The organism is Mesorhizobium sp. M0207, assembly GCF_040321995.1.
Classification (GTDB): Bacteria; Pseudomonadota; Alphaproteobacteria; order Rhizobiales; family Rhizobiaceae; genus Mesorhizobium.
The window spans coordinates 69,250-86,482 of the sequence record NZ_JAMYSQ010000017.1; the positions used below are offsets into that span (position 1 = coordinate 69,250).

Sequence of the window (17,233 nt, forward strand, 5' to 3'; positions counted from 1 at the left end):
AAAGCGACTGCATATTGGTCCGGATATACTAATGGCAGGTGAACCTGGCTCAACGCCGACGCTACCAGCACAGGCAACGGAAGCCGTGGCCGGTCGCGGTTGCCGTAAGCCCTGAGGCTTAGTCCATATGCGCGGCAGGCGCCCCACCGGCGGGCGGCGCAGCCTTTGGCTTGCGCAGCAGGAAAACAAACGGGACAGCAAGCAGCGTCATCATCATCAGCAGCTTGAAGTCATTGACGTAGGAGATCATCATCGCCTGGACATTGACCATGCGATCCATCAGCGACAGCGCCGTCGGATCGCCGCCCGCCGCTGCCGGCGATGCCGCCCAGAGGTTGGGATTGAACGGATTGATGTAGGCCGAAAGCTCGGCATGATTGATCTGCGTGTTGCGTACCAGCAGAACCGTCACCACCGATACGCCGATCGACGAGCCAAGATTGCGCACCAGGCTGAACAGCGCCGTTGCATCGGTGCGGAAACGTGCGTCGAGCGTGGCGAAAGCCACGGTGGACAGCGGCACGAACACCATTCCCATTCCAAGGCCCTGGATGACGCCGGAACTGAGGATAAGCCAGTTGTCCATCTGCGGCGAAAAGCTCGACATCGTGTAGAGCGATTGCGCGGTCAGCAGGAAGCCGATGACGACGAGGATCCTGGCATCGATCCTGTGCATGATCCGCCCGACGAACAGCATCGCGATCATCGTGCCGACACCGCGCGGGCCCAAGACGATGCCTATGGTGAGGGTCGGATAACCGAAGATGGTCGACAGCATTGGCGGCAGCAGCGACATGCTCGCCAGGATGAGCACGCCCATGACAAAGATGAACGCGAGCCCGGTGACGAAATTGCGATCGAGGAAGATCTTCGGGTCGATAAAGGGGTGCTCCGCCGTCAACGTGTGGATGGTGAATACCCAGAAACCGGTGATGGAAAGACCAAGCTCGATCCATATCTCGATCGAGGAAAACCAGTCGACCTCGCCGCCGCGATCGAGCATCAGCTGCAGCGCGCCGACACCGAGCGAGAGCATGGTGAAGCCGAAGAAATCGAAGCTGCGCACCCGCCGGGCGACGCTGGGAAGATATGCCGCCATGCCAAGGAAGGCGATGATGCCGACCGGCAGGTTGATGAAGAACACCCAGCGCCAGTTGAAATTCTCGGTCAGCCAGCCACCCAGCGTCGGGCCAAGGATCGGTCCCAGCATGATGCCGGCGCCCCAGATGGCCATGGCCTGGCCGTGGCGTTCCCTGGGGTTGATGTCGAGCAGGAAGGTCTGCGACAGCGGCACGATGGCCGCACCGAACACGCCTTGCATGAGCCGGAACAAAACGATGGTCTCAAGGCTCCAGGCGATGCCGCACAGCATTGAAAAGACGGTGAAACCGACCACGGCCGTCAGGAACAGCTCCTTGCGACCGAAGCGGTCGGCCAGCCAACCGGTCACCGGCGTCATGATCGCCGCGGCAACGATGTAGGAGGTCAACACCCAGTTGATGTTGTCGGGGGAGGCGCCGAGATCGCCGGTCATGGTCGGCAGCGCAACGTTGGCGATCGTCGTGTCGAGCGCTTGCATGATCGTCGCAAGCATGAGCGCAACTGTGATCAGGCCGCGGTGCGGTACTTCGCGAAAGGGTTCTGGGCTGCTCATGACGTAAAACTTCCAGCAGGTAACAAAAACGTGTACATTAGGTTTCCGGACGGCGAGGCCCCGCTGTAGAGAGACCCTCATCGCGGTGGGACGCGAGCATCGATGTGGGGGTTACATCGACTGAGCGTCTCGACAAAGCGGGCGCCTGCCGCCCGGAAACCTGAGGACCGAAGATCCTGCGCGACGTTGTCTGCTCAGGCAGGCTACAGCGCAGCCCGTCTACGCATTCAACTTTTCCTGCGCCTCCCTCGGACCAATCCTGCATCCATCTCGCTGTTTGCTATGCGGCCGCTACCAGGCCTCTTTACCTGGCCTCGCCTGCCGTGGCGCGGCGGAAAATGCTCGGCAGCCCACGGGAAACGCCGGTGTCCACCGTGACGGTCGCGCTCATGCCGGTGCGCAGCGCCGCCTTGGCGTCGGCATCGGTCAATTCCAGGCGGACCGGAATGCGCTGCGTGACCTTGACCCAGTTGCCGGTAGCGTTCTGCGCGGGCAGCAGCGAGAACTCGGCCCCGGTGCCGGCGCCGATCGCCTTGACGGTGGCTTCGAACGTCTTGCCCGGATAGGTATCGACCATGATCTCGGCCTTCTGGCCGGGTTTCATGTTGGTGAGCTGGGTTTCCTTGAAATTGGCGTCGACCCAGGTGTCGCCGGTCTCGACCAGCGAAAACAGCGGCGTGCCCGAACCGACATACTGGCCGACCTTGAACGAAGCGGCCTGGCTGATGATGCCGTCGGCAGGTGCCTTGACCGTGGTCTGGACCAGATCGTAGGCCGCCTTGTCGCGTGCGGCGAGCGCCGCCATTACCGTTGGATGCTTGTCGGTCTCGATGTCGGGATTGCCGCCAAGTGCCGCCTTGGCGCTGACGATCCCTTGCTGGGCCACGGCCAGCTGCTGCTTCGCCTTGTCGAGGTCGTTCTTGGCTTCGTCCAGAGACGACTTGGCGTTGATGCCCTTCTGGGCAAGGTCGGCGGCGCGGTCATATTGCGACTGCGCGTACTGGACCTGGCTTTCGTCGGACTTCTCCTGCGCCAGCGCCTGGCTGTAGGCCGCACGCAACTGCTCGACATTGAGCCGTGCGCCGGCCACCGCCGCGTCGGCCTGGGCCAATGCGATCCGGTAGGGCTCGGGATCGATAGCGAACAACACGTCGCCCTGCTTGACAGACTGGTTGTCGAAAATGTCGACCTGAACGATGCGGCCCGCCGTATCGGCGGCTATCGACACCTTGGCCTGCTGCAGATTGGCGTTCTCGGTCTCCTGATAGCGGCCGCCGGTCACCCAGACATAGCTGCCGCCGGCGATCAACGCAGCGGGCAGCACAAACATCAAAAGGAAGCGGCCGGCACGGCGCTTCTGCTTCGGCGCCACCGGCGCCGGAGCTATCTGCGGAGCGACCGTTACCGGAGCTGCCGCCGGCTTCGCGGGAGCTTCCATCTCCAGCTTGGCCGCATTCTCATCTAGTTTGGCTACCGCGTTCATGCTGCTGTGCCTTCCGTATTCTTCACTTTTTCCGAGGGCGGCGCCTCACCATCTGCAAGATTCTGCACCATTGTCTCCAGCGCCCTGACCAGGACGCGGCGATCTTCCGGCGAAACGCCAACGAGCGATTCCTCATAGACCTCGCCGGCAAGGCTCTTGACGTGGGTGTAGGCCGCGTTTGCCTTGGCGGTCGGGAAAATCATGCGCACTCGCCTGTCGGTTGCGTCGGGACGGCGCTCGATCCAGCCGCCCTCCTCCATGCGATCGACAAGACGCGAGACGCTGATCGGCTCGATCTCAAGAAGCTCGGCAAGCCGCGCCTGCGCGACACCCGCCTCCTTGGCGACACGTACCAGAAGCCGCCATTGCGCTGAAGAAAGGCCGAAACCACTGGCGCGCGCCTCGAAGCGCTTGCGCATCAGGCGCTGCACGTCGTGGATCAAAAAGCCTAATCTGTCGATGCCGTCGGAAACCATGAGCGACATATATAATAAGCGTGCTCATAATTCAAGGAGCCGGATTGTGCCAGAAGCCGGCGAGTGTGCATGGCAGTTGGTGCAGGGCGATCGTAGTTAGCAATTTATTACGCCGGGCGCTTGTAACGCGAAGCGATGCGGTTCTCGAGCGGCGCCCCGGATGAGCTGAGCCTGGATGCAGCGCTTGTGACGGCGCCCTCGGGCGAACGCTTCTTCAGCATATCGGCGTGCTACATCGGCCTACTCGACGAAGGCCAGCAAATCATTCAACCTCTGAGAGAGTATGGCACGCCAGTTGAGCGCCGGATTGCTCCTGTCCCCTATCTTCAAATCCAATCGGCCGGGGACAGCCTCTTTCCGCGCGGGCGGCGCTACTACTGGAAGGCGCAGTTCATGCGCGAAATCACAGATCAGGCGATCGATACCATGCTTGCGACTTACATGACTGCACCCAGCGAATCGCTTCTGGTCCTGCAGCAGGTTGGCGGCGCCATCTCGCGAGTACCGATGGACGGAACGCCCTACGCCAACAGAGATGCACTTTACGATTGCTTCCCGATATCGATCTGGGACAATCCGTCTGACGACGAAACGCACATCCGATGGGCGCGCAACCTGTGGGATGCAATGAGACCGTTCTCGACCGGCGGCGTTTATGCCAACAATCTTGGCGAAGAGGGCACTGATCGGGTTGTGGCAGCTTACGGCGAGAATTATCCGAGGTTGGCCGCACTAAAGAACAAGTATGATCCCACCAATTTCTTTCGCTTGAACCAAAACGTCAAGCCTGCGACCTGAGCGACCGCCGCAGGCCGATGCTCGAAATTTGCGGCACTGCTACAGCTCCAAATTCCAGTTCTGGCCGACCAGATCCTTGCCGAAGGAATGGTGGCGCTCCTCGTTGGTCAATTTAAAGCCCGCAGCCTCATAGATGTGGCGGGCGGCGGCGAGCACGTCGTTGGTCCACAGCGTCAGTGTCGTGTAACCCGTGGCGCGGCAAAAGCCGATACATTCCTCGACCAGCCGCTTGCCGATGCCGAGGCCGCGCGCCGACGGCTCGACATAGAGCAGGCGCAACTTCGCCACCGCGTCCGACTGGCGCACGACGAAGACCGAGCCGACGACCTCGCCTTGCCTCTCGGCGATCCAGCTGCGTTCCCATTTCGGATCGAAGGATTTGACGAATGCGCCGAGGATTTCGGCGACCAGCGCCTCATAGGTTTCGTCCCAGCCATATTCCTGCGCGTAGAGCAGGCCCTGGCGATGGATAATCCAGCCGATGTCGCCGACTTGCAGAGGCCGCAGCATATAGGGAATTTTGGGCTCGGCGCTTCCGCCCAGCAGACGCTGTACCGTCTGCATGGCCTTGACCAGCCTGTCCTGTTCGGGAACTGGAAGCCGGTCGAGCAATGCCGCGACCTGGTCGTGCGAACCCTGGTTCAGCGGCGCGAAGGCCTGCCGCCCGGCCTTGGTCAGCGCGATCGTCGAACGCCGTGCATCCGTCTCGATCGTGGCGCGCTCGACCAGATCACGCTCCTCGAACTTCTTCAGCAGCCGGCTGAGATAACCGGCATCGAGGCCGAGATCGCGCGCAAGGTCGGTGGCGGTCAGGCCATCGCGATGCGCCAGCTCATAGAGCACCCGCGCCTCGGTCAGCGAGAAGGTGCTTTTCAGCAGCCCTTCGTCGAGCAGCCCGATCTGGCGGGTGTAGAAGCGGTTGAAGGCCCGCACCGCGTCGATCCGCTCCTTGCCTGGGTGATGATGAATGGTCATGGCATCCTCCTCCCGGCAAGATCAGCGATTTAGTTGACTTGGTCAAGTATCCGTTTGAAGCAATTGTCCTGATTATGCCCAGCGGGCGCCTTGACTCGCGCGAGTTGCCAGCCTATTTCAGCGCCACGTTAGCACTCTCCCAAGATGAGTGCTAACCACATGTCCGGCGCCGCCGGACGGAGGAACTGTTCTCACCATTCTCATCGAGGAATAAAAAATGGCAAAGTCGAAGTTCCGCCCGCTTCATGACCGCGTGGTCGTTCGTCGGGTCGAATCCGAATCCAAGACCGCGGGCGGGATCATCATCCCCGATACGGCTAAGGAAAAGCCGCAGGAAGGCGAGATCATCGCCGTCGGTTCCGGCGCCCGCGACGAAGCCGGCAAGCTCGTCCCGCTGGACGTCAAGGCCGGTGACCGCATCCTGTTCGGCAAGTGGTCGGGCACCGAAGTCAAGCTCAATGGCGAAGACCTTCTGATCATGAAGGAATCCGACATCATGGGCATCATCGGCTGAATATCGGCCTCACCCTCATTTAAATCTTCGGGCTCAATCCAAGCCCCTGCCAGGAGCTAAAAATGGCTGCCAAAGACGTAAAATTCTCCCGCGACGCTCGCGAGCGCATGCTGCGCGGCGTCAACATCCTCGCCGACGCGGTGAAGGTCACGCTCGGCCCCAAGGGCCGCAACGTCGTCATCGACAAGTCGTTCGGCGCACCGCGCATCACCAAGGACGGCGTCACCGTCGCCAAGGAAATCGAGCTTGAAGACAAGTTCGAGAACATGGGCGCGCAGATGGTTCGCGAAGTTGCTTCGAAGACCAACGACATCGCCGGCGACGGCACTACGACCGCGACCGTTCTGGCACAGTCGATCGTCCAGGAAGGCCACAAGGCGGTTGCCGCCGGCATGAACCCGATGGACCTCAAGCGCGGCATCGACCTCGCCGTCGCCGACGTCGTCGCAACGCTGATCAAGAACGCCAAGAAGATCAAGACCTCGGAAGAGGTTGCCCAGGTCGGCACCATCGCCGGCAATGGCGACGTTTCGGTCGGCTCGATGATCGCGGAAGCGATGCAGAAGGTCGGCAATGAGGGCGTCATCACCGTCGAGGAAGCCAAGACCGCCGAGACCGAGCTTGAAGTCGTTGAAGGCATGCAGTTCGACCGCGGCTATCTCTCGCCCTACTTCGTCACCAACGCCGAGAAGATGGTTGCGGATCTGGAAGACGCCTACATTCTTCTCCACGAGAAGAAGCTCTCCAATCTGCAGGCCATGCTGCCGATCCTCGAGGCCGTCGTGCAGACCTCGAAGCCGCTGGTCATCATCTCGGAAGATGTCGAAGGCGAGGCCCTGGCCACGCTGGTCGTCAACAAGCTGCGCGGTGGCCTGAAAATCGCCGCCGTCAAGGCGCCGGGCTTTGGTGATCGCCGCAAGGCCATGCTGGAAGACATCGCCATCCTCACCGGTGGCCAGGTCATTTCCGAAGACCTCGGCATCAAGCTCGAGAATGTCGGCCTGAACATGCTCGGCCGCGCCAAGAAGGTGTCGATCTCCAAGGAGAACACCACCATCGTCGACGGCGCCGGCAAGAAGGCCGAGATCCAGGGCCGCGTCGCCCAGATCAAGCAGCAGATCGAGGAGACCACCTCGGACTACGACAAGGAGAAGCTGCAGGAACGTCTCGCCAAGCTGGCGGGCGGCGTTGCCGTCATCCGCGTCGGCGGTGCGACCGAAGTGGAAGTCAAGGAAAAGAAGGACCGCGTCGATGACGCCCTCAACGCGACCCGCGCGGCCGTCGAAGAAGGCATCGTTCCCGGCGGCGGCGTCGCACTGCTGCGCGCTTCGCTGAGCATCAAGGCAACCGGCGCCAACTCCGACCAGGCCGCCGGCATCAACATCGTGCGCCGCGCGCTGCAGGCTCCGGCCCGCCAGATCGCGGCCAACGCCGGTGCGGAAGCATCGATCGTTGCCGGCAAGATCCTTGAGAACAAGGGGGCAACCTTCGGCTACAACGCCCAGACCGGCGAATATGGCGACATGATCGCCATGGGTATCGTCGATCCGGTCAAGGTTGTGCGCACGGCTCTGCAGGACGCGGCCTCGGTCGCCGGCCTGCTGGTCACCACCGAAGCCATGATCGCGGAGGCTCCGAAGAAGGAGTCGGCTGGCGGCGGCATGCCTGGCGGCATGGGCGGCGGCGGCATGGGCGGCATGGGTGGCATGGATTTCTAATCCAGCCAATCTCGCAAGCTTTCGGAAAGGGCGGCAGCGATGCCGCCCTTTTTGTTTGCTTCATAGCGGGCTGCCCCGGCTCAAGCGGCGATATCAATGCACCGCGGCAGTGGCACTCTTGGCCGGCAAAGCGCCCTCAATCAGCGCCGCGACCTCATCGGCTACCGCCAGCACCGGGGCGCGGTCGTGGGTGGCGCGTGCGATCACCATCAGCCCTTCCAGCGATGATTCGACCAGCAGTGCCAGCGCATGCGCGCGGCGCTCGGGCACCCCTGCCCTGACGAAGGCCGCCCTGAGCAAGCCTATCCATTGCTCGAAGGCGGAGCGGCACAACTCGGCCAGTTCCGGCATGTCGATCGGCGAGTCCAACACCACGGGCGCGATCGGGCAACCGAGCGTGAACCGATTGTCTTCCAGCATGCGCGCGACCGACTGGTAGATGTGGTGGACGGCCACCGCCGGGTCCTTTTCGGCTGCAAGGGCCTCGCCCAGCCTTTTCGAGACGTCCTCGACGCTGTCGCGCGTCACCTCGATGACCAACTGGTCCTTGCCGCCCGGAAAATGAAAATAGAGCGAGCCTCTCGGCGCGCCTGAGGCGCTCAATATGTCGTTGAGCGAAGTGCCGTGATAGCCGCGCTGCCGAAGCAGGCGCCCCGTGGTCTCGAGTATGCGGGTACGGGTGTCGTTCGCCATGTCAACCTCTGTCAGGAGTGAGCATTATAGACCTTGCCTCGAATATGACAATCGGTCTACATAATATGTAGATCAGTCTACATATCGAGAGGCAAATGCGCAGCTATCGTCTTGAAGGAACCTGCGGGACCAAGTGCCTGGTGATGCGCGACGAGGCGCAGCCGACGCCGAAGCCGCACGAGATCGTCGTGCGTGTCCGCGCCACCGCGCTCAACCGCCGCGATACGATGATCCTCAACGGCACCTACCCGCTGGCGCCGCGCCAAGGCGTTATCCCGCTGAGCGACGGCGCCGGCGAAGTCGTTGCCGTCGGCGAGGCCGTCACCCGCTTTGCCGTCGGCGACCGCGTCACCGGCAGTTATTTTGCGCGCTGGATCGATGGCCGCATCAATGCCGGTCTGATCGACCAGCTTGGCTGCACGCTGGACGGGATGCTGGCCGAATACGCCGTGCTCGACGAGCAATGGGCGGTGCGGCTTCCCGATCATCTCGACTGGCATCAAGCGGCGACACTAACCTGCGCCGGCCTGACCGCCTGGAATGCCGTGACGGCGGCCGAAATGCCGAAGCCCGGCCAATGGGTTCTTGTCATCGGTTCAGGTGGCGTCGCGCTATTTGCGCTGCAATTCGCCAAGCTGCTCGGCTGCCGTGTCGTGGCAGTCAGCTCGCGCAACGAGAAGCTGGACCGGCTGCAGGCGCTGGGCGCCGACCTCGTCGTCTCGACCGCCGACATGCCGGAATGGGGTGCTGCGGTACGAGAGCAGACCGGCGGCATCGACCTCGTCGTCGAGACCGGCGGCCCGCCGACCTTCGCGCAGTCGATGATCGCCTGCGCGCTTTACGGGCGCATCGTGCTTCTCACCATACAGGATGCGAAAGGCGGGACGGTGCAGATCCCCGGCCCGGTCTACCAGCGCAGCCTCGCCACCATCAGCCGCCTGTTCGTCGGCAATCGCACCAACCTCGAAGCCATGCTGCGCGCCATCTCGGTGCATCGGCTTAAGCCTGTCATCGACAAGGTGTTCGCCTTCGACGAGGCCAACGACGCCTATCGCTATTTCCAGCAAGGCGACGTCTTCGGGAAAGTGGTCGTCGACAGCGCCTGACTGGTCCGCCCCAAAATCTGATCGACCCCTCAAATCAAAGGAGAGACACAATGACCATTATGACCATTCGTGAAGCCGAGGCCCAATGGCAGGGATCGTTGAAGGAAGGTTCGGGCCGGCTGAAGCTCGGCAGCGGCGTCTTCGAAGGCGCCTACTCGTTCCCGTCGCGTTTCGAGAACGGTCCCGGCACCAACCCCGAGGAATTGATTGCGGCGGCGCATGCCGGCTGCTTCTCGATGGCGCTGAGCGCCGTCCTCGGCCGCGAAGGTTACACTCCCGCACGCATCCACACGATCGCGAAAGCGCATCTCGGCGCCACCGCGGCTGGACCGACGCTGACCCGTATCGAGCTGGAAACCGAGGCAAGCGTCGCCGGGCTGGCGGCGGGGGAGTTCGAGCGGCTGGCGCAGACGGCCAAGGAGAGCTGCCTCGTGTCGCGGGCGCTGGCCGGCGTCGCAGTGATCACGCTCAAGGCCCGCCTCATCGAAACCGCTACCGATCACTGAAGGGAAGGAATATCCAATGACACAGGAACTCGTCATCGACATCGCCGCCGCCAAACGCTCCGCCGAAACGGCCGAGATCATGCGGCGCTACAACGACGTCTTCCAGCGCCACGACCCGTCGGCGCTCGACGATCTGGTGGCGGAAGATTGCGTGATCGAAAACACCACGCCGGCCCCGGACGGCGCCCGCCGCATCGGCAAGGGCGCCTGCGTCGAACTGTGGTCGGCGATCGCAACCGGACCCGGCACGCGCTTCGACATTGAAGAAACTTTCGTCGCCGGCGATCGGGCGACGATCCGCTGGCGCTACTGGATGGGCGACGGCAATTCGCTGCGCGGCGTCAACCTGATGCGCGTGGCGGACGGGCAGATTGTCGAGGCCATGGGCTATGTGAAGGGATAGATTTGAATGCCCGCGACCTTCCTGTCTACCGGTCCGCCAGCGCCAGTTTGGCGCCGAGCATGACAAAGGCTCCGGCGAAGGTACGGCGCATCCAGGTCAGCACCTTTGGCCGCGACACGACATGGCTGCGGATTGACGCCGCGAAAACGCCGTAGCCGACAAAGACCACGAAGGTGAGCAGCATGAAGACGCTGCTGAGCTCCAGCATCTGCGACAGCGCATGCGGTTCGGTGGTGCTGACGAATTGCGGCAGGAAGGCAAAGAAGAAGATCGACAGCTTCGGATTGAGGATGTTGATGAGGATGCCCGAAGTGATCACCTTGCCGGCCGAGCGCGGCGCCACATTTTCGTCGACGCTCAGGCCGCCCTTCTCCTTCAGCGTGTTCCAGGCCATGTAGAGCAGGTAGGCGACGCCGAGATATTTCAGCGTCTCGAAGGCGACGGCACTGGTGTGCAGCAGCGCCGCGAGGCCGGTGATGGCGGCCGCCATGTGCGGAATGATGCCGAGCGTGCAGCCGAAAGCGGCAATGATGCTGGCGCGCGCACCACGCGAGAGCCCGGCGCTCAGCGTATAGAGAACGCCGGTACCGGGCGAAGCCACGACAATCAGCGACGTCAATAGAAATTCGATGCTCACGGATGGTCTCCCGGTGCTGGCCCTGCCGCCGCCAGCGTAATCAGCGAAACGTGCGGGCACAAGCCAACCTGAGAGCCTATGCGCATTCAGATCATGCTGTTGGCGTGCAGCTTGCTATCGGCAATAGGCTGCCGAACTTCCCAGTGTTCGACCAGCTTGCTGTCCTTCAGCCTGAAAATGTCGACAATGGCCAGGCCCTCCTCCTCCGGTTCGCGTTTTGCGTGCATGTGCACAATGACGAAATCCCCTTCTGCAAAAATCCGCTTCACCTCTCCCCTTACGAGGGGAAATGACTGTTTGAGCTGCTGCAGATAGGCTTTGAAGCCGTCCGCACCATCCGCAATGTTCGGATTGTGTTGGATGTAGCGTTCGCCAAAATGCATCGAAGCAGCTTCGATGTTGCCCTGGTTTACCGCTTTGTCGATGAAGTCCAGGACGATCGTCTTGTTGGTCTCGAGCGAATTATGGATCTTGGCTGGAACTGGATTTGATGGTTCGTCACGCATGTTTTGCTCCTTCAGGTGCCTGCTTCTGCCCGGTGTGGACGGGAGCGTCCGCAGGCCGATATTGCCAACATGATCAGCCACGCTTGTGAGACGGTCGATACGCTATTCGCCTAGATTCTTATCCAATCGTCTAATATCGTCAATCTGGTTATCGGCGGAGGATGGTTCTCATGGATGCCTTGTCCGAAGTTCTTGCTTCGCTGAGATTTGGCAGCGCCATGATCGGCAGCGCGACCCTGCATCGGCCCTGGGGTATTTCGGTGGATCCGACAAGGAATGCCGCCATCCACGTCATCCAGAACGGCGAATGCTGGCTGCGGTTAGCCGGTGAAAGGGAGCCGATCCGCTTAGGCGAGGGAGATGTCATCCTTGTCGCGAGCGGTATCGGGCATACCCTTTGCAATCCGGCGGATGCACCGACGGCATCGATATCCGCCGTCCTTTCCGCGAATCGGAGCGGAGCGGAACCGAAAAGCGAAAGCGGCGCGACAACTCTTCTTTGTGCGAGATATTCACTCGACGGCGTCGACCCATACCCGATGGTTTCGCTGCTTCCTCCGCTGATCCATTTGACCCGAAATCAGATTGGCACCAGCGAGCCGCTGCGGCTTGCCCTGGAACTTCTGCAGGTCGAAGCGAAAGGCGATCTCGGCGGCCACGACATTGTCGCCCCACGCCTTCTCGACAGCACGTTGATCTTCTTGTTGCGTGCCTGGATCGAACATCAGCCACTCGGAACAGGGGGATGGTTTGGCGCCTTGCGCGACAAAGGCATTGCGCAGGCTTTGCGCATGATCCACGAGCAGCCGGGCAATCCCTGGACTATCGCTTCCCTTGCCAGCGGCGCGGCACAGTCTCGAGCCACCTTCGCGCGTCGCTTCGCTCAACTGGTAGGACAGCCGCCGCTATCCTATGTGACCCGGTGGCGGATGAACCTTGCCGCCAGGGCGCTGCGGGAAACGAACCAGAACATCGGCGAGATCGGGCGCGCCGTCGGATATGAATCGGTGCCGTCGTTCTCGCAGGCATTCAAACGATTGACCGGACGATCGCCCGGCCTCTACCGCAGCGACTTTCGCGCATCTGATTGACGAAATTCAAACTGGGACGCCAGCCCGAGGGCCGTCATTCAAGCGTCGGCAGACCGTGAGCCCGACGCGCGATCAGGCAGTCGTCATCGCCCGGCATGCAGGCGCGGCAGACGTCGGGGCGGATGTCGTAGATGCCGCAGGCCGTTGACTTGCCGACCTCGCCGCACAGTGCCGAACAGCGCGCGCCGTCGCAGCGCATACCGGCTTCGTCGGCAGCCACGTATTTTTGCGGGATAAGGTCGAGCTGCGCGTCATCCTCGGTGGAGAAGCGCGGCCATCTGGACGAGTAGGCGCAGCAGGCGCCACAGGTCTGGCAATCGAAGGCAACCGGACCGGCGCCCTCTCGTGGCGACGAAAACTCCTCTGCGACCGCCAGGGCAAGCAGCCTTGGCGCAGATTTCCGGCCGGCATTTTGCTGCAAGGACGCTATTTCTTCTTGGGCTTGCGCGGCGGTGCTTCCGCCGGCGACCTGAACAGATCGGTGCCCGCCTCGGCGGCTTCGCCGGTTTTTGGCGCGGCCGCCGGCTTGGCCGGCTTCACGGCGGCAGCAGGCGCTGCCGGCTGGCCCTTGGCGGAAAACTTGATTGCCATATCAATCCTCGTCAGAGAAACGCGATGATGGCGCATTCGGATTGCGAAGGCGGCCGATGAGCGCCGAAACGGCCGTGATGTTCATTTCTTCGGGCGACCAGTTCCTGGCTTCCTCGATGTGCCGGGGCGCCAGTTCGCGATGCGTGCTGCCGCTGTAGGCAGCATCCGGATAGGTCACGCGCTCGTGCGTCTTGGCGTTTTCCCGGACATATTCGATCAGATAATTGGGGCATTCGGCGCGGCCGCGCACGCCGAGCCGCACCTGGGCATCGCCGTGGACACGCCGGCAGCGCTCGAGCTTTTCGAGCACGCGCCGGACATATTCGACCGGCTTGTCGAGTTCACCCACGACATCGGCGATGGTCGAATCTGCGGCGATCGCCTTTTGGGGCACGCGTTTGGTGGCCATCAGCATTTGCCTGCGCGTTTCGGCGAGGCCGCGAGCGCAACCGCCGCCGCCATGTCGTCGGCTTCCTTCTCCAGGCGCAGTTCGCGCAGCCGCGCGGTCTTGGCTTCGCGGGCCTGGCTGACGGCATCCCGTTCGGAATTGATGCGGTCGAGCGACATCGACTGGGTCCGCGTCTTGCTGAAAATGGATTCGGCCTGGTCGCGAGGTTTTTTTGAAGGTTCGGTCAAGGTCTTTCTCCCGGTTCGGAGCACGCCGCCGAAAAGTGGCGAGACTGGTCTTTCGGCCAGGATCCCGCACAAAGCAATACGGCAGCCGGTTTCAAATTGCTGGAACGTCCTTAGAGACCGTTTGGAAATTCTACTCTGACGGCCATCTGATGGGGTTTTCTGCGCTTCCGGTGCTCACGGACCCAAATGTCCGCTGCGCTCCGGTTCTCGAAACCACCACCATATGACTCGCCGGAGCGAATTTCGAAACAGCCTCTTAGCACGTCCGGGCCGTCGAGCAGCGCTCTTTCGGCGGTCGAAGCGCAAAAATGAAAAAGGCCAGGCACCGCCTGACCTCCCATGAGAACGCCTGCGCATCCCGAGAGACGCGCAAGGAAACGTTCTTCTCATGCGCATGAGCGGGGACTTAACCTCCCCGCCACCATGCGCTGGAATTTGCCATTCACCGGTGCCAGTACATCCGTGGTCACCGGTGAGGCTTAATTCCGTTTTAGGCCGCCTTCAACTGGTCGGCGGACATCTTGCCCGACTTGTTGTCGCGGACCATCTCGTAGCCAAGCTTCTGGCCCTCGACGATGTCGCGCATTCCGGCGCGCTCGACGGCTGAGATGTGGACGAAAACGTCGGCAGAACCGTCGTCAGGCTGAATAAAACCAAAACCCTTGGTGGCGTTGAACCATTTAACTGTGCCTGTGCTCATAACGAACCCTTTCCATGGCAAATATTCGTTCGCCGTCATGCGGATGCACAACAACGTTTGTCTCGATTTTGATGGGGGAAGTTCGCCAAAGGCGCGCCTAAGCACGCGGATAACAAAAGTCGGTCAAACAAATATCGACAAAATTCTTATAGACTTCTTTGCGCGCTGTGTCAATTTTTTTGATTTGTCGGTGGTGTCGCAGTTTGAAATTTGACGCCTCTCTTGTCGCGTTGCGACGCTCTGTCCTATACGCTCGCCGTATGAGTGAGCAACCAGACGAAACGAACGACCTTGTGAATTCGCTCCTGCGACAGGCGGCGGAAGCGCGGGTAACTGCGGCAACTGCTATGATCCGCGCTCTGACAATGGGTGACCCGGAAATATGGGAACCAACGCCTGAGAAGATCGCCGAATATAAAGCGGAGCTAGCTGAGGCAGAAGCCGAGTTGGCGGACTTGAACAATGCCGACCGGACCTAAAGGCCAGAAGCGCCCGGCCGACGTGATCGGCAATGCAGTCCGCATCAACTTCATTCACATTTATAAGACGCATAGGACGTCGCCAGCCATGGCGGCAGTCCGAGGCGCTCTGGTCAATGGCCGATCTTTGCGAGAAGATGGACGCCGTTGCGCCGAAGCCGGGTCGCGCGGGCCCATACAAGAAGAACACCGGCGAAGTCTAGGGGCAGGATGCTGACTTGGACCACCCTTAGTTCACTAGGGGAAAACGATCTCCTCTACCGTGGCGCGGTGTTCCGCTTCCGCGCTCGAACTCCAGTAGAGGAAATCCGAGAGTACATGCTGTTTGAAACGTCTGAGGCATCAGGTCTGGGTCTTGTACGGTGCAGCGGCTATGGCGCAGGTCACGTGCTCGTTTACCTGCCAAAAGAAGCGAAGGCAGAAGGGGCAGTGGCAATATCGCCCAAGTGGCTCGCCTCGCATTGGCGCGAATGGATCGGTCATTCTATTCCAAGCCAAGTTTGGGTATCCAAGGAGGCGCCAGTGCGGCCGGAGCGGCTGCCAGACGAGTGATGCCCTTTGACATGTCGGGCAGCCTTCCGCCCAATTCTGAAAATTCAAACTGAGACACTACCGATTTGTCACACTCGCCGAGGGCGCCGCGACTGCCCGTGCAGGCATATTGGAGAGCGAAAGCCGGGCGAGCCGAAGCCACTTAGCCGGGAACCATTTTGGCGCCGGAGCATTTTCTTCGGTGTCGAAAGCCGTTCTCGAAAGAGCGATCTTGAGAAAAGGCGGACGACAAACAGGACGCCCCCCGCGCAGATAAAAGGCACGAGGGGCGTTCCTGTGTGATGCGACCATTCGCGCCGCTGCCCCTGCTCCTCACAGCATGCCGCGGCTGAGCCCGCCATCCACCGGCAACGCCACGCCGGTGACATAGGCGGCGGCGGCGCTGGCCAGGAATGCGGCAACGGCGCCGAATTCAGCGGGCGTGCCGTAGCGCTTTGCCGGGATTTCGGCCTGACTCTCGGCGGCGATCACAGCAGCGTCGACACCCCTGTCGGCGGCGTCCATCGCGTCGAACTGTTTCGTCCGGTCCGTCGCAAAACGGCCCGGCAGCAACAGGTTGACCGTGACGCCGTCCGCCGCCACTTCGCCGGCCAGCGTCTTGGCCCAGCCGGCGAGCGACGCACGCAGCGCGTTCGAAGCGGTAAGCCCGGGGATCGGCTCGCGGACGGACGTGGAGGAAACGGCGATGATGCGTCCCCAGCGCCGTGCCCGCATGCCTGGCAGGAAAGAAATGGCGATGCGCATCTGGCTCAGCACCATGCTGGTGAACTGCTTTTCCCAGACGCTCGCATCGAAGACGCTGGCCGCGAAGGGCGGCGGGCCGCCGCCATTGAGCAGGACGATGTCGATCCGCTGATGCTCGTCCTCGATGGCACGGATCAGCCGGGAGACGCTGTCGTTGTCGGAAAGATCGGCGCTGAAGGTCGAGCAGACGGGGCTGGCGGACTCGATCGCGCACCGCGCCGCATCCAGGGTCTCCTTCCCGCGTCCGACCAGGATGATCTCGGCGCCTTTCGCCGCGAGCGCTTCGGCAACGCCGAAACCGAGGCCCTTGCCTCCGCCGAGGACAAGCGCCTTCCGCCCCTCAAGATTTGCGCTAATCAAGCCAAGCCTCCCCTGGTTTCGCTGCGCACTCTCGGATCAGGCCCGAGTGCATGCTTTGGGCGTGCATCAGCGGACATGCACAATGGCGTCGGCTTCGACCGGAACATTGGCCGGCAAGCCGGCCATGCCGAGCGAGCAGCGGGCATGCTCGCCACGCTCGCCGAAAACATGGAGCAGAAATTCGGATGCTCCGTTGCCGACCTCCGAATAGGCCGCAAAGCCGGCCGCCGCGTTCACATAGACGGTCAGCTTGGCGAATTTCACGACGCGGTCGAGATTGCCGTCCAATTCCTTGTCCAGCCAATAGACGATGTTGGCCGCGCAGAGCCGGGCGGCGTTCCGGGCCGCGGGCAGATCGATCTCTGCGCCGACTTGGCCGATCGCAGCGATCTCCTGCCCGATCTCGGGGATCTGACCGGAGACATAGACGATGTCGGCGACCCGAGCCGTCGGCGAGAACGGCAAAGCAGGCCGATCGAGCGACGGCCAGGCGACACCGAACTCCTCAAATCTTCTTCTGTAGGGCAAGGTGGCTGCTCCTGTTTTCATTCGTGCGAGCGGACCTTGAATTCAGATCGGGCTTTCGGATAGCCTGATAGTGCTGACACAGC

At 61.8% G+C, this 17,233-nt stretch carries 22 protein-coding genes; 8 read left to right on the top strand and 14 right to left on the bottom strand.

The features are described 5' to 3' along the window. Positions 1-118: 118 nt before the first annotated feature. The 3 genes from NKJ15_RS21625 to NKJ15_RS21635 all read right to left on the bottom strand — a co-directional run bounded on the left by NKJ15_RS21625 (position 119) and on the right by NKJ15_RS21635 (position 3,613). Positions 119-1,654, bottom strand: a complete 1,536-nt coding sequence (locus NKJ15_RS21625; protein ID WP_352474508.1) for a DHA2 family efflux MFS transporter permease subunit — start codon at positions 1,652-1,654, stop codon at positions 119-121. A 304-nt stretch (positions 1,655-1,958) separates the two neighbouring features. Beyond that, positions 1,959-3,137, bottom strand: a complete 1,179-nt coding sequence (locus tag NKJ15_RS21630) for an HlyD family secretion protein (RefSeq protein WP_352474507.1) — start codon at positions 3,135-3,137, stop codon at positions 1,959-1,961. Then, positions 3,134-3,613 (bottom strand): MarR family winged helix-turn-helix transcriptional regulator, encoded by a 480-nt coding sequence (locus NKJ15_RS21635; protein ID WP_352474535.1) that lies wholly within the window; start codon positions 3,611-3,613, stop codon positions 3,134-3,136. The genes NKJ15_RS21630 and NKJ15_RS21635 overlap by 4 nt, the downstream gene beginning before the upstream one ends. 135 nt (positions 3,614-3,748) lie before the next feature. Between NKJ15_RS21635 and NKJ15_RS21640 the strand changes: the two genes are divergently transcribed. Next, positions 3,749-4,411, top strand: a complete 663-nt coding sequence (locus tag NKJ15_RS21640; RefSeq protein ID WP_352817471.1) for an FAD-binding oxidoreductase — start codon at positions 3,749-3,751, stop codon at positions 4,409-4,411. A 39-nt stretch (positions 4,412-4,450) separates the two neighbouring features. On the opposite strand, the gene NKJ15_RS21645 is transcribed toward NKJ15_RS21640, so the two are convergent. Further along, a complete protein-coding gene (locus NKJ15_RS21645; RefSeq protein WP_352817474.1) occupies positions 4,451-5,386 on the bottom strand; it encodes a bifunctional helix-turn-helix transcriptional regulator/GNAT family N-acetyltransferase in 936 nt (311 codons plus the stop codon). A gap of 217 nt (positions 5,387-5,603) precedes the next feature. Between NKJ15_RS21645 and groES the strand changes: the two genes are divergently transcribed. Both groES and groL read left to right on the top strand, forming a co-directional pair. Beyond that, the gene (gene groES, locus NKJ15_RS21650) at positions 5,604-5,900 is read left to right on the top strand and encodes a co-chaperone GroES (protein ID WP_006203049.1); all 297 of its coding nucleotides are present in this window, start codon (positions 5,604-5,606) and stop codon (positions 5,898-5,900) included. A gap of 62 nt (positions 5,901-5,962) precedes the next feature. Next, entirely contained in the window at positions 5,963-7,618 is a 1,656-nt protein-coding gene (groL, locus tag NKJ15_RS21655) for a chaperonin GroEL (RefSeq protein ID WP_352817476.1), read from the top strand. Between the two features lie 93 nt (positions 7,619-7,711). On the opposite strand, the gene NKJ15_RS21660 is transcribed toward groL, so the two are convergent. Then, entirely contained in the window at positions 7,712-8,311 is a 600-nt protein-coding gene (locus tag NKJ15_RS21660; RefSeq protein ID WP_352684914.1) for a TetR/AcrR family transcriptional regulator, read from the bottom strand. Positions 8,312-8,406: 95 nt separating this feature from the next. Here NKJ15_RS21660 and NKJ15_RS21665 point away from each other — a divergent pair, with 95 nt between their 5' ends. From NKJ15_RS21665 to NKJ15_RS21675, 3 genes are read left to right on the top strand one after another with little or no spacing between them, the layout of a single operon-like run. Beyond that, positions 8,407-9,417, top strand: a complete 1,011-nt coding sequence (locus tag NKJ15_RS21665; protein ID WP_352817479.1) for a zinc-dependent alcohol dehydrogenase family protein — start codon at positions 8,407-8,409, stop codon at positions 9,415-9,417. A gap of 59 nt (positions 9,418-9,476) precedes the next feature. Then, positions 9,477-9,923 (top strand): OsmC family protein, encoded by a 447-nt coding sequence (locus tag NKJ15_RS21670; RefSeq protein ID WP_352622135.1) that lies wholly within the window; start codon positions 9,477-9,479, stop codon positions 9,921-9,923. Positions 9,924-9,939: 16 nt separating this feature from the next. Next, positions 9,940-10,326 (top strand): nuclear transport factor 2 family protein, encoded by a 387-nt coding sequence (locus NKJ15_RS21675; protein ID WP_352472667.1) that lies wholly within the window; start codon positions 9,940-9,942, stop codon positions 10,324-10,326. A gap of 25 nt (positions 10,327-10,351) precedes the next feature. On the opposite strand, the gene NKJ15_RS21680 is transcribed toward NKJ15_RS21675, so the two are convergent. Continuing rightward, positions 10,352-10,963, bottom strand: coding sequence for a LysE family translocator (locus NKJ15_RS21680; protein WP_352472666.1), 612 nt, complete (start codon positions 10,961-10,963; stop codon positions 10,352-10,354). A gap of 86 nt (positions 10,964-11,049) precedes the next feature. Then, on the bottom strand, positions 11,050-11,550 hold the full coding sequence (locus NKJ15_RS21685; RefSeq protein WP_352817482.1) for a nuclear transport factor 2 family protein: 501 nt from the start codon (positions 11,548-11,550) through the stop codon (positions 11,050-11,052). Positions 11,551-11,639: 89 nt separating this feature from the next. Between NKJ15_RS21685 and NKJ15_RS21690 the strand changes: the two genes are divergently transcribed. After that, positions 11,640-12,560 (top strand): AraC family transcriptional regulator, encoded by a 921-nt coding sequence (locus NKJ15_RS21690; protein ID WP_352817485.1) that lies wholly within the window; start codon positions 11,640-11,642, stop codon positions 12,558-12,560. A gap of 34 nt (positions 12,561-12,594) precedes the next feature. Here the strand turns inward: NKJ15_RS21690 and NKJ15_RS21695 are convergent, their stop codons facing one another. From NKJ15_RS21695 to NKJ15_RS21715, 5 genes are all read right to left on the bottom strand, one after another. Next, complete coding sequence (locus NKJ15_RS21695; RefSeq protein ID WP_352685019.1) at positions 12,595-12,936, bottom strand: YkgJ family cysteine cluster protein; 342 nt, start codon at positions 12,934-12,936, stop codon at positions 12,595-12,597. 50 nt (positions 12,937-12,986) lie between these two features. Further along, a complete protein-coding gene (locus tag NKJ15_RS21700) occupies positions 12,987-13,151 on the bottom strand; it encodes a hypothetical protein (RefSeq protein ID WP_023722752.1) in 165 nt (54 codons plus the stop codon). 1 nt (position 13,152) lies between these two features. Beyond that, entirely contained in the window at positions 13,153-13,560 is a 408-nt protein-coding gene (locus NKJ15_RS21705; RefSeq protein WP_352472663.1) for a hypothetical protein, read from the bottom strand. Further along, the gene (locus tag NKJ15_RS21710) at positions 13,560-13,787 is read right to left on the bottom strand and encodes a hypothetical protein (protein WP_352817488.1); all 228 of its coding nucleotides are present in this window, start codon (positions 13,785-13,787) and stop codon (positions 13,560-13,562) included. Before NKJ15_RS21710 ends, NKJ15_RS21705 begins: the two co-directional genes overlap by 1 nt. A gap of 490 nt (positions 13,788-14,277) precedes the next feature. Beyond that, entirely contained in the window at positions 14,278-14,487 is a 210-nt protein-coding gene (locus tag NKJ15_RS21715) for a cold-shock protein (RefSeq protein ID WP_010915421.1), read from the bottom strand. Positions 14,488-15,176: 689 nt separating this feature from the next. Here NKJ15_RS21715 and imm45 point away from each other — a divergent pair. Further along, positions 15,177-15,518, top strand: coding sequence for an Imm45 family immunity protein (gene imm45 / locus NKJ15_RS21720; protein ID WP_352771816.1), 342 nt, complete (start codon positions 15,177-15,179; stop codon positions 15,516-15,518). 312 nt (positions 15,519-15,830) lie between these two features. Here the strand turns inward: imm45 and NKJ15_RS21725 are convergent, their stop codons facing one another. Both NKJ15_RS21725 and NKJ15_RS21730 read right to left on the bottom strand, forming a co-directional pair. Next, positions 15,831-16,622 (bottom strand): SDR family oxidoreductase, encoded by a 792-nt coding sequence (locus tag NKJ15_RS21725; protein WP_352771814.1) that lies wholly within the window; start codon positions 16,620-16,622, stop codon positions 15,831-15,833. A gap of 66 nt (positions 16,623-16,688) precedes the next feature. Further along, positions 16,689-17,150, bottom strand: a complete 462-nt coding sequence (locus NKJ15_RS21730; RefSeq protein ID WP_352817491.1) for a RidA family protein — start codon at positions 17,148-17,150, stop codon at positions 16,689-16,691. Positions 17,151-17,233: the final 83 nt, after the last annotated feature.

Bases quoted from the DNA above. Each gene is read 5' to 3' on its own strand.
- NKJ15_RS21625 (WP_352474508.1), bottom strand. From the start codon at position 1,654: ATGAGCAGCCCAGAACCCTTTCGCGAAGTACCGCACCGCGGCCTGATC.
- NKJ15_RS21630 (WP_352474507.1), bottom strand. From the start codon at position 3,137: ATGAACGCGGTAGCCAAACTAGATGAGAATGCGGCCAAGCTGGAGATG.
- NKJ15_RS21635 (WP_352474535.1), bottom strand. From the start codon at position 3,613: ATGGTTTCCGACGGCATCGACAGATTAGGCTTTTTGATCCACGACGTG.
- NKJ15_RS21640 (WP_352817471.1), top strand. From the start codon at position 3,749: ATGCGGTTCTCGAGCGGCGCCCCGGATGAGCTGAGCCTGGATGCAGCG.
- NKJ15_RS21645 (WP_352817474.1), bottom strand. From the start codon at position 5,386: ATGACCATTCATCATCACCCAGGCAAGGAGCGGATCGACGCGGTGCGG.
- groES (WP_006203049.1), top strand. From the start codon at position 5,604: ATGGCAAAGTCGAAGTTCCGCCCGCTTCATGACCGCGTGGTCGTTCGT.
- groL (WP_352817476.1), top strand. From the start codon at position 5,963: ATGGCTGCCAAAGACGTAAAATTCTCCCGCGACGCTCGCGAGCGCATG.
- NKJ15_RS21660 (WP_352684914.1), bottom strand. From the start codon at position 8,311: ATGGCGAACGACACCCGTACCCGCATACTCGAGACCACGGGGCGCCTG.
- NKJ15_RS21665 (WP_352817479.1), top strand. From the start codon at position 8,407: ATGCGCAGCTATCGTCTTGAAGGAACCTGCGGGACCAAGTGCCTGGTG.
- NKJ15_RS21670 (WP_352622135.1), top strand. From the start codon at position 9,477: ATGACCATTCGTGAAGCCGAGGCCCAATGGCAGGGATCGTTGAAGGAA.
- NKJ15_RS21675 (WP_352472667.1), top strand. From the start codon at position 9,940: ATGACACAGGAACTCGTCATCGACATCGCCGCCGCCAAACGCTCCGCC.
- NKJ15_RS21690 (WP_352817485.1), top strand. From the start codon at position 11,640: ATGGATGCCTTGTCCGAAGTTCTTGCTTCGCTGAGATTTGGCAGCGCC.
- NKJ15_RS21700 (WP_023722752.1), bottom strand. From the start codon at position 13,151: ATGGCAATCAAGTTTTCCGCCAAGGGCCAGCCGGCAGCGCCTGCTGCC.
- NKJ15_RS21705 (WP_352472663.1), bottom strand. From the start codon at position 13,560: ATGGCCACCAAACGCGTGCCCCAAAAGGCGATCGCCGCAGATTCGACC.
- NKJ15_RS21715 (WP_010915421.1), bottom strand. From the start codon at position 14,487: ATGAGCACAGGCACAGTTAAATGGTTCAACGCCACCAAGGGTTTTGGT.
- imm45 (WP_352771816.1), top strand. From the start codon at position 15,177: ATGCTGACTTGGACCACCCTTAGTTCACTAGGGGAAAACGATCTCCTC.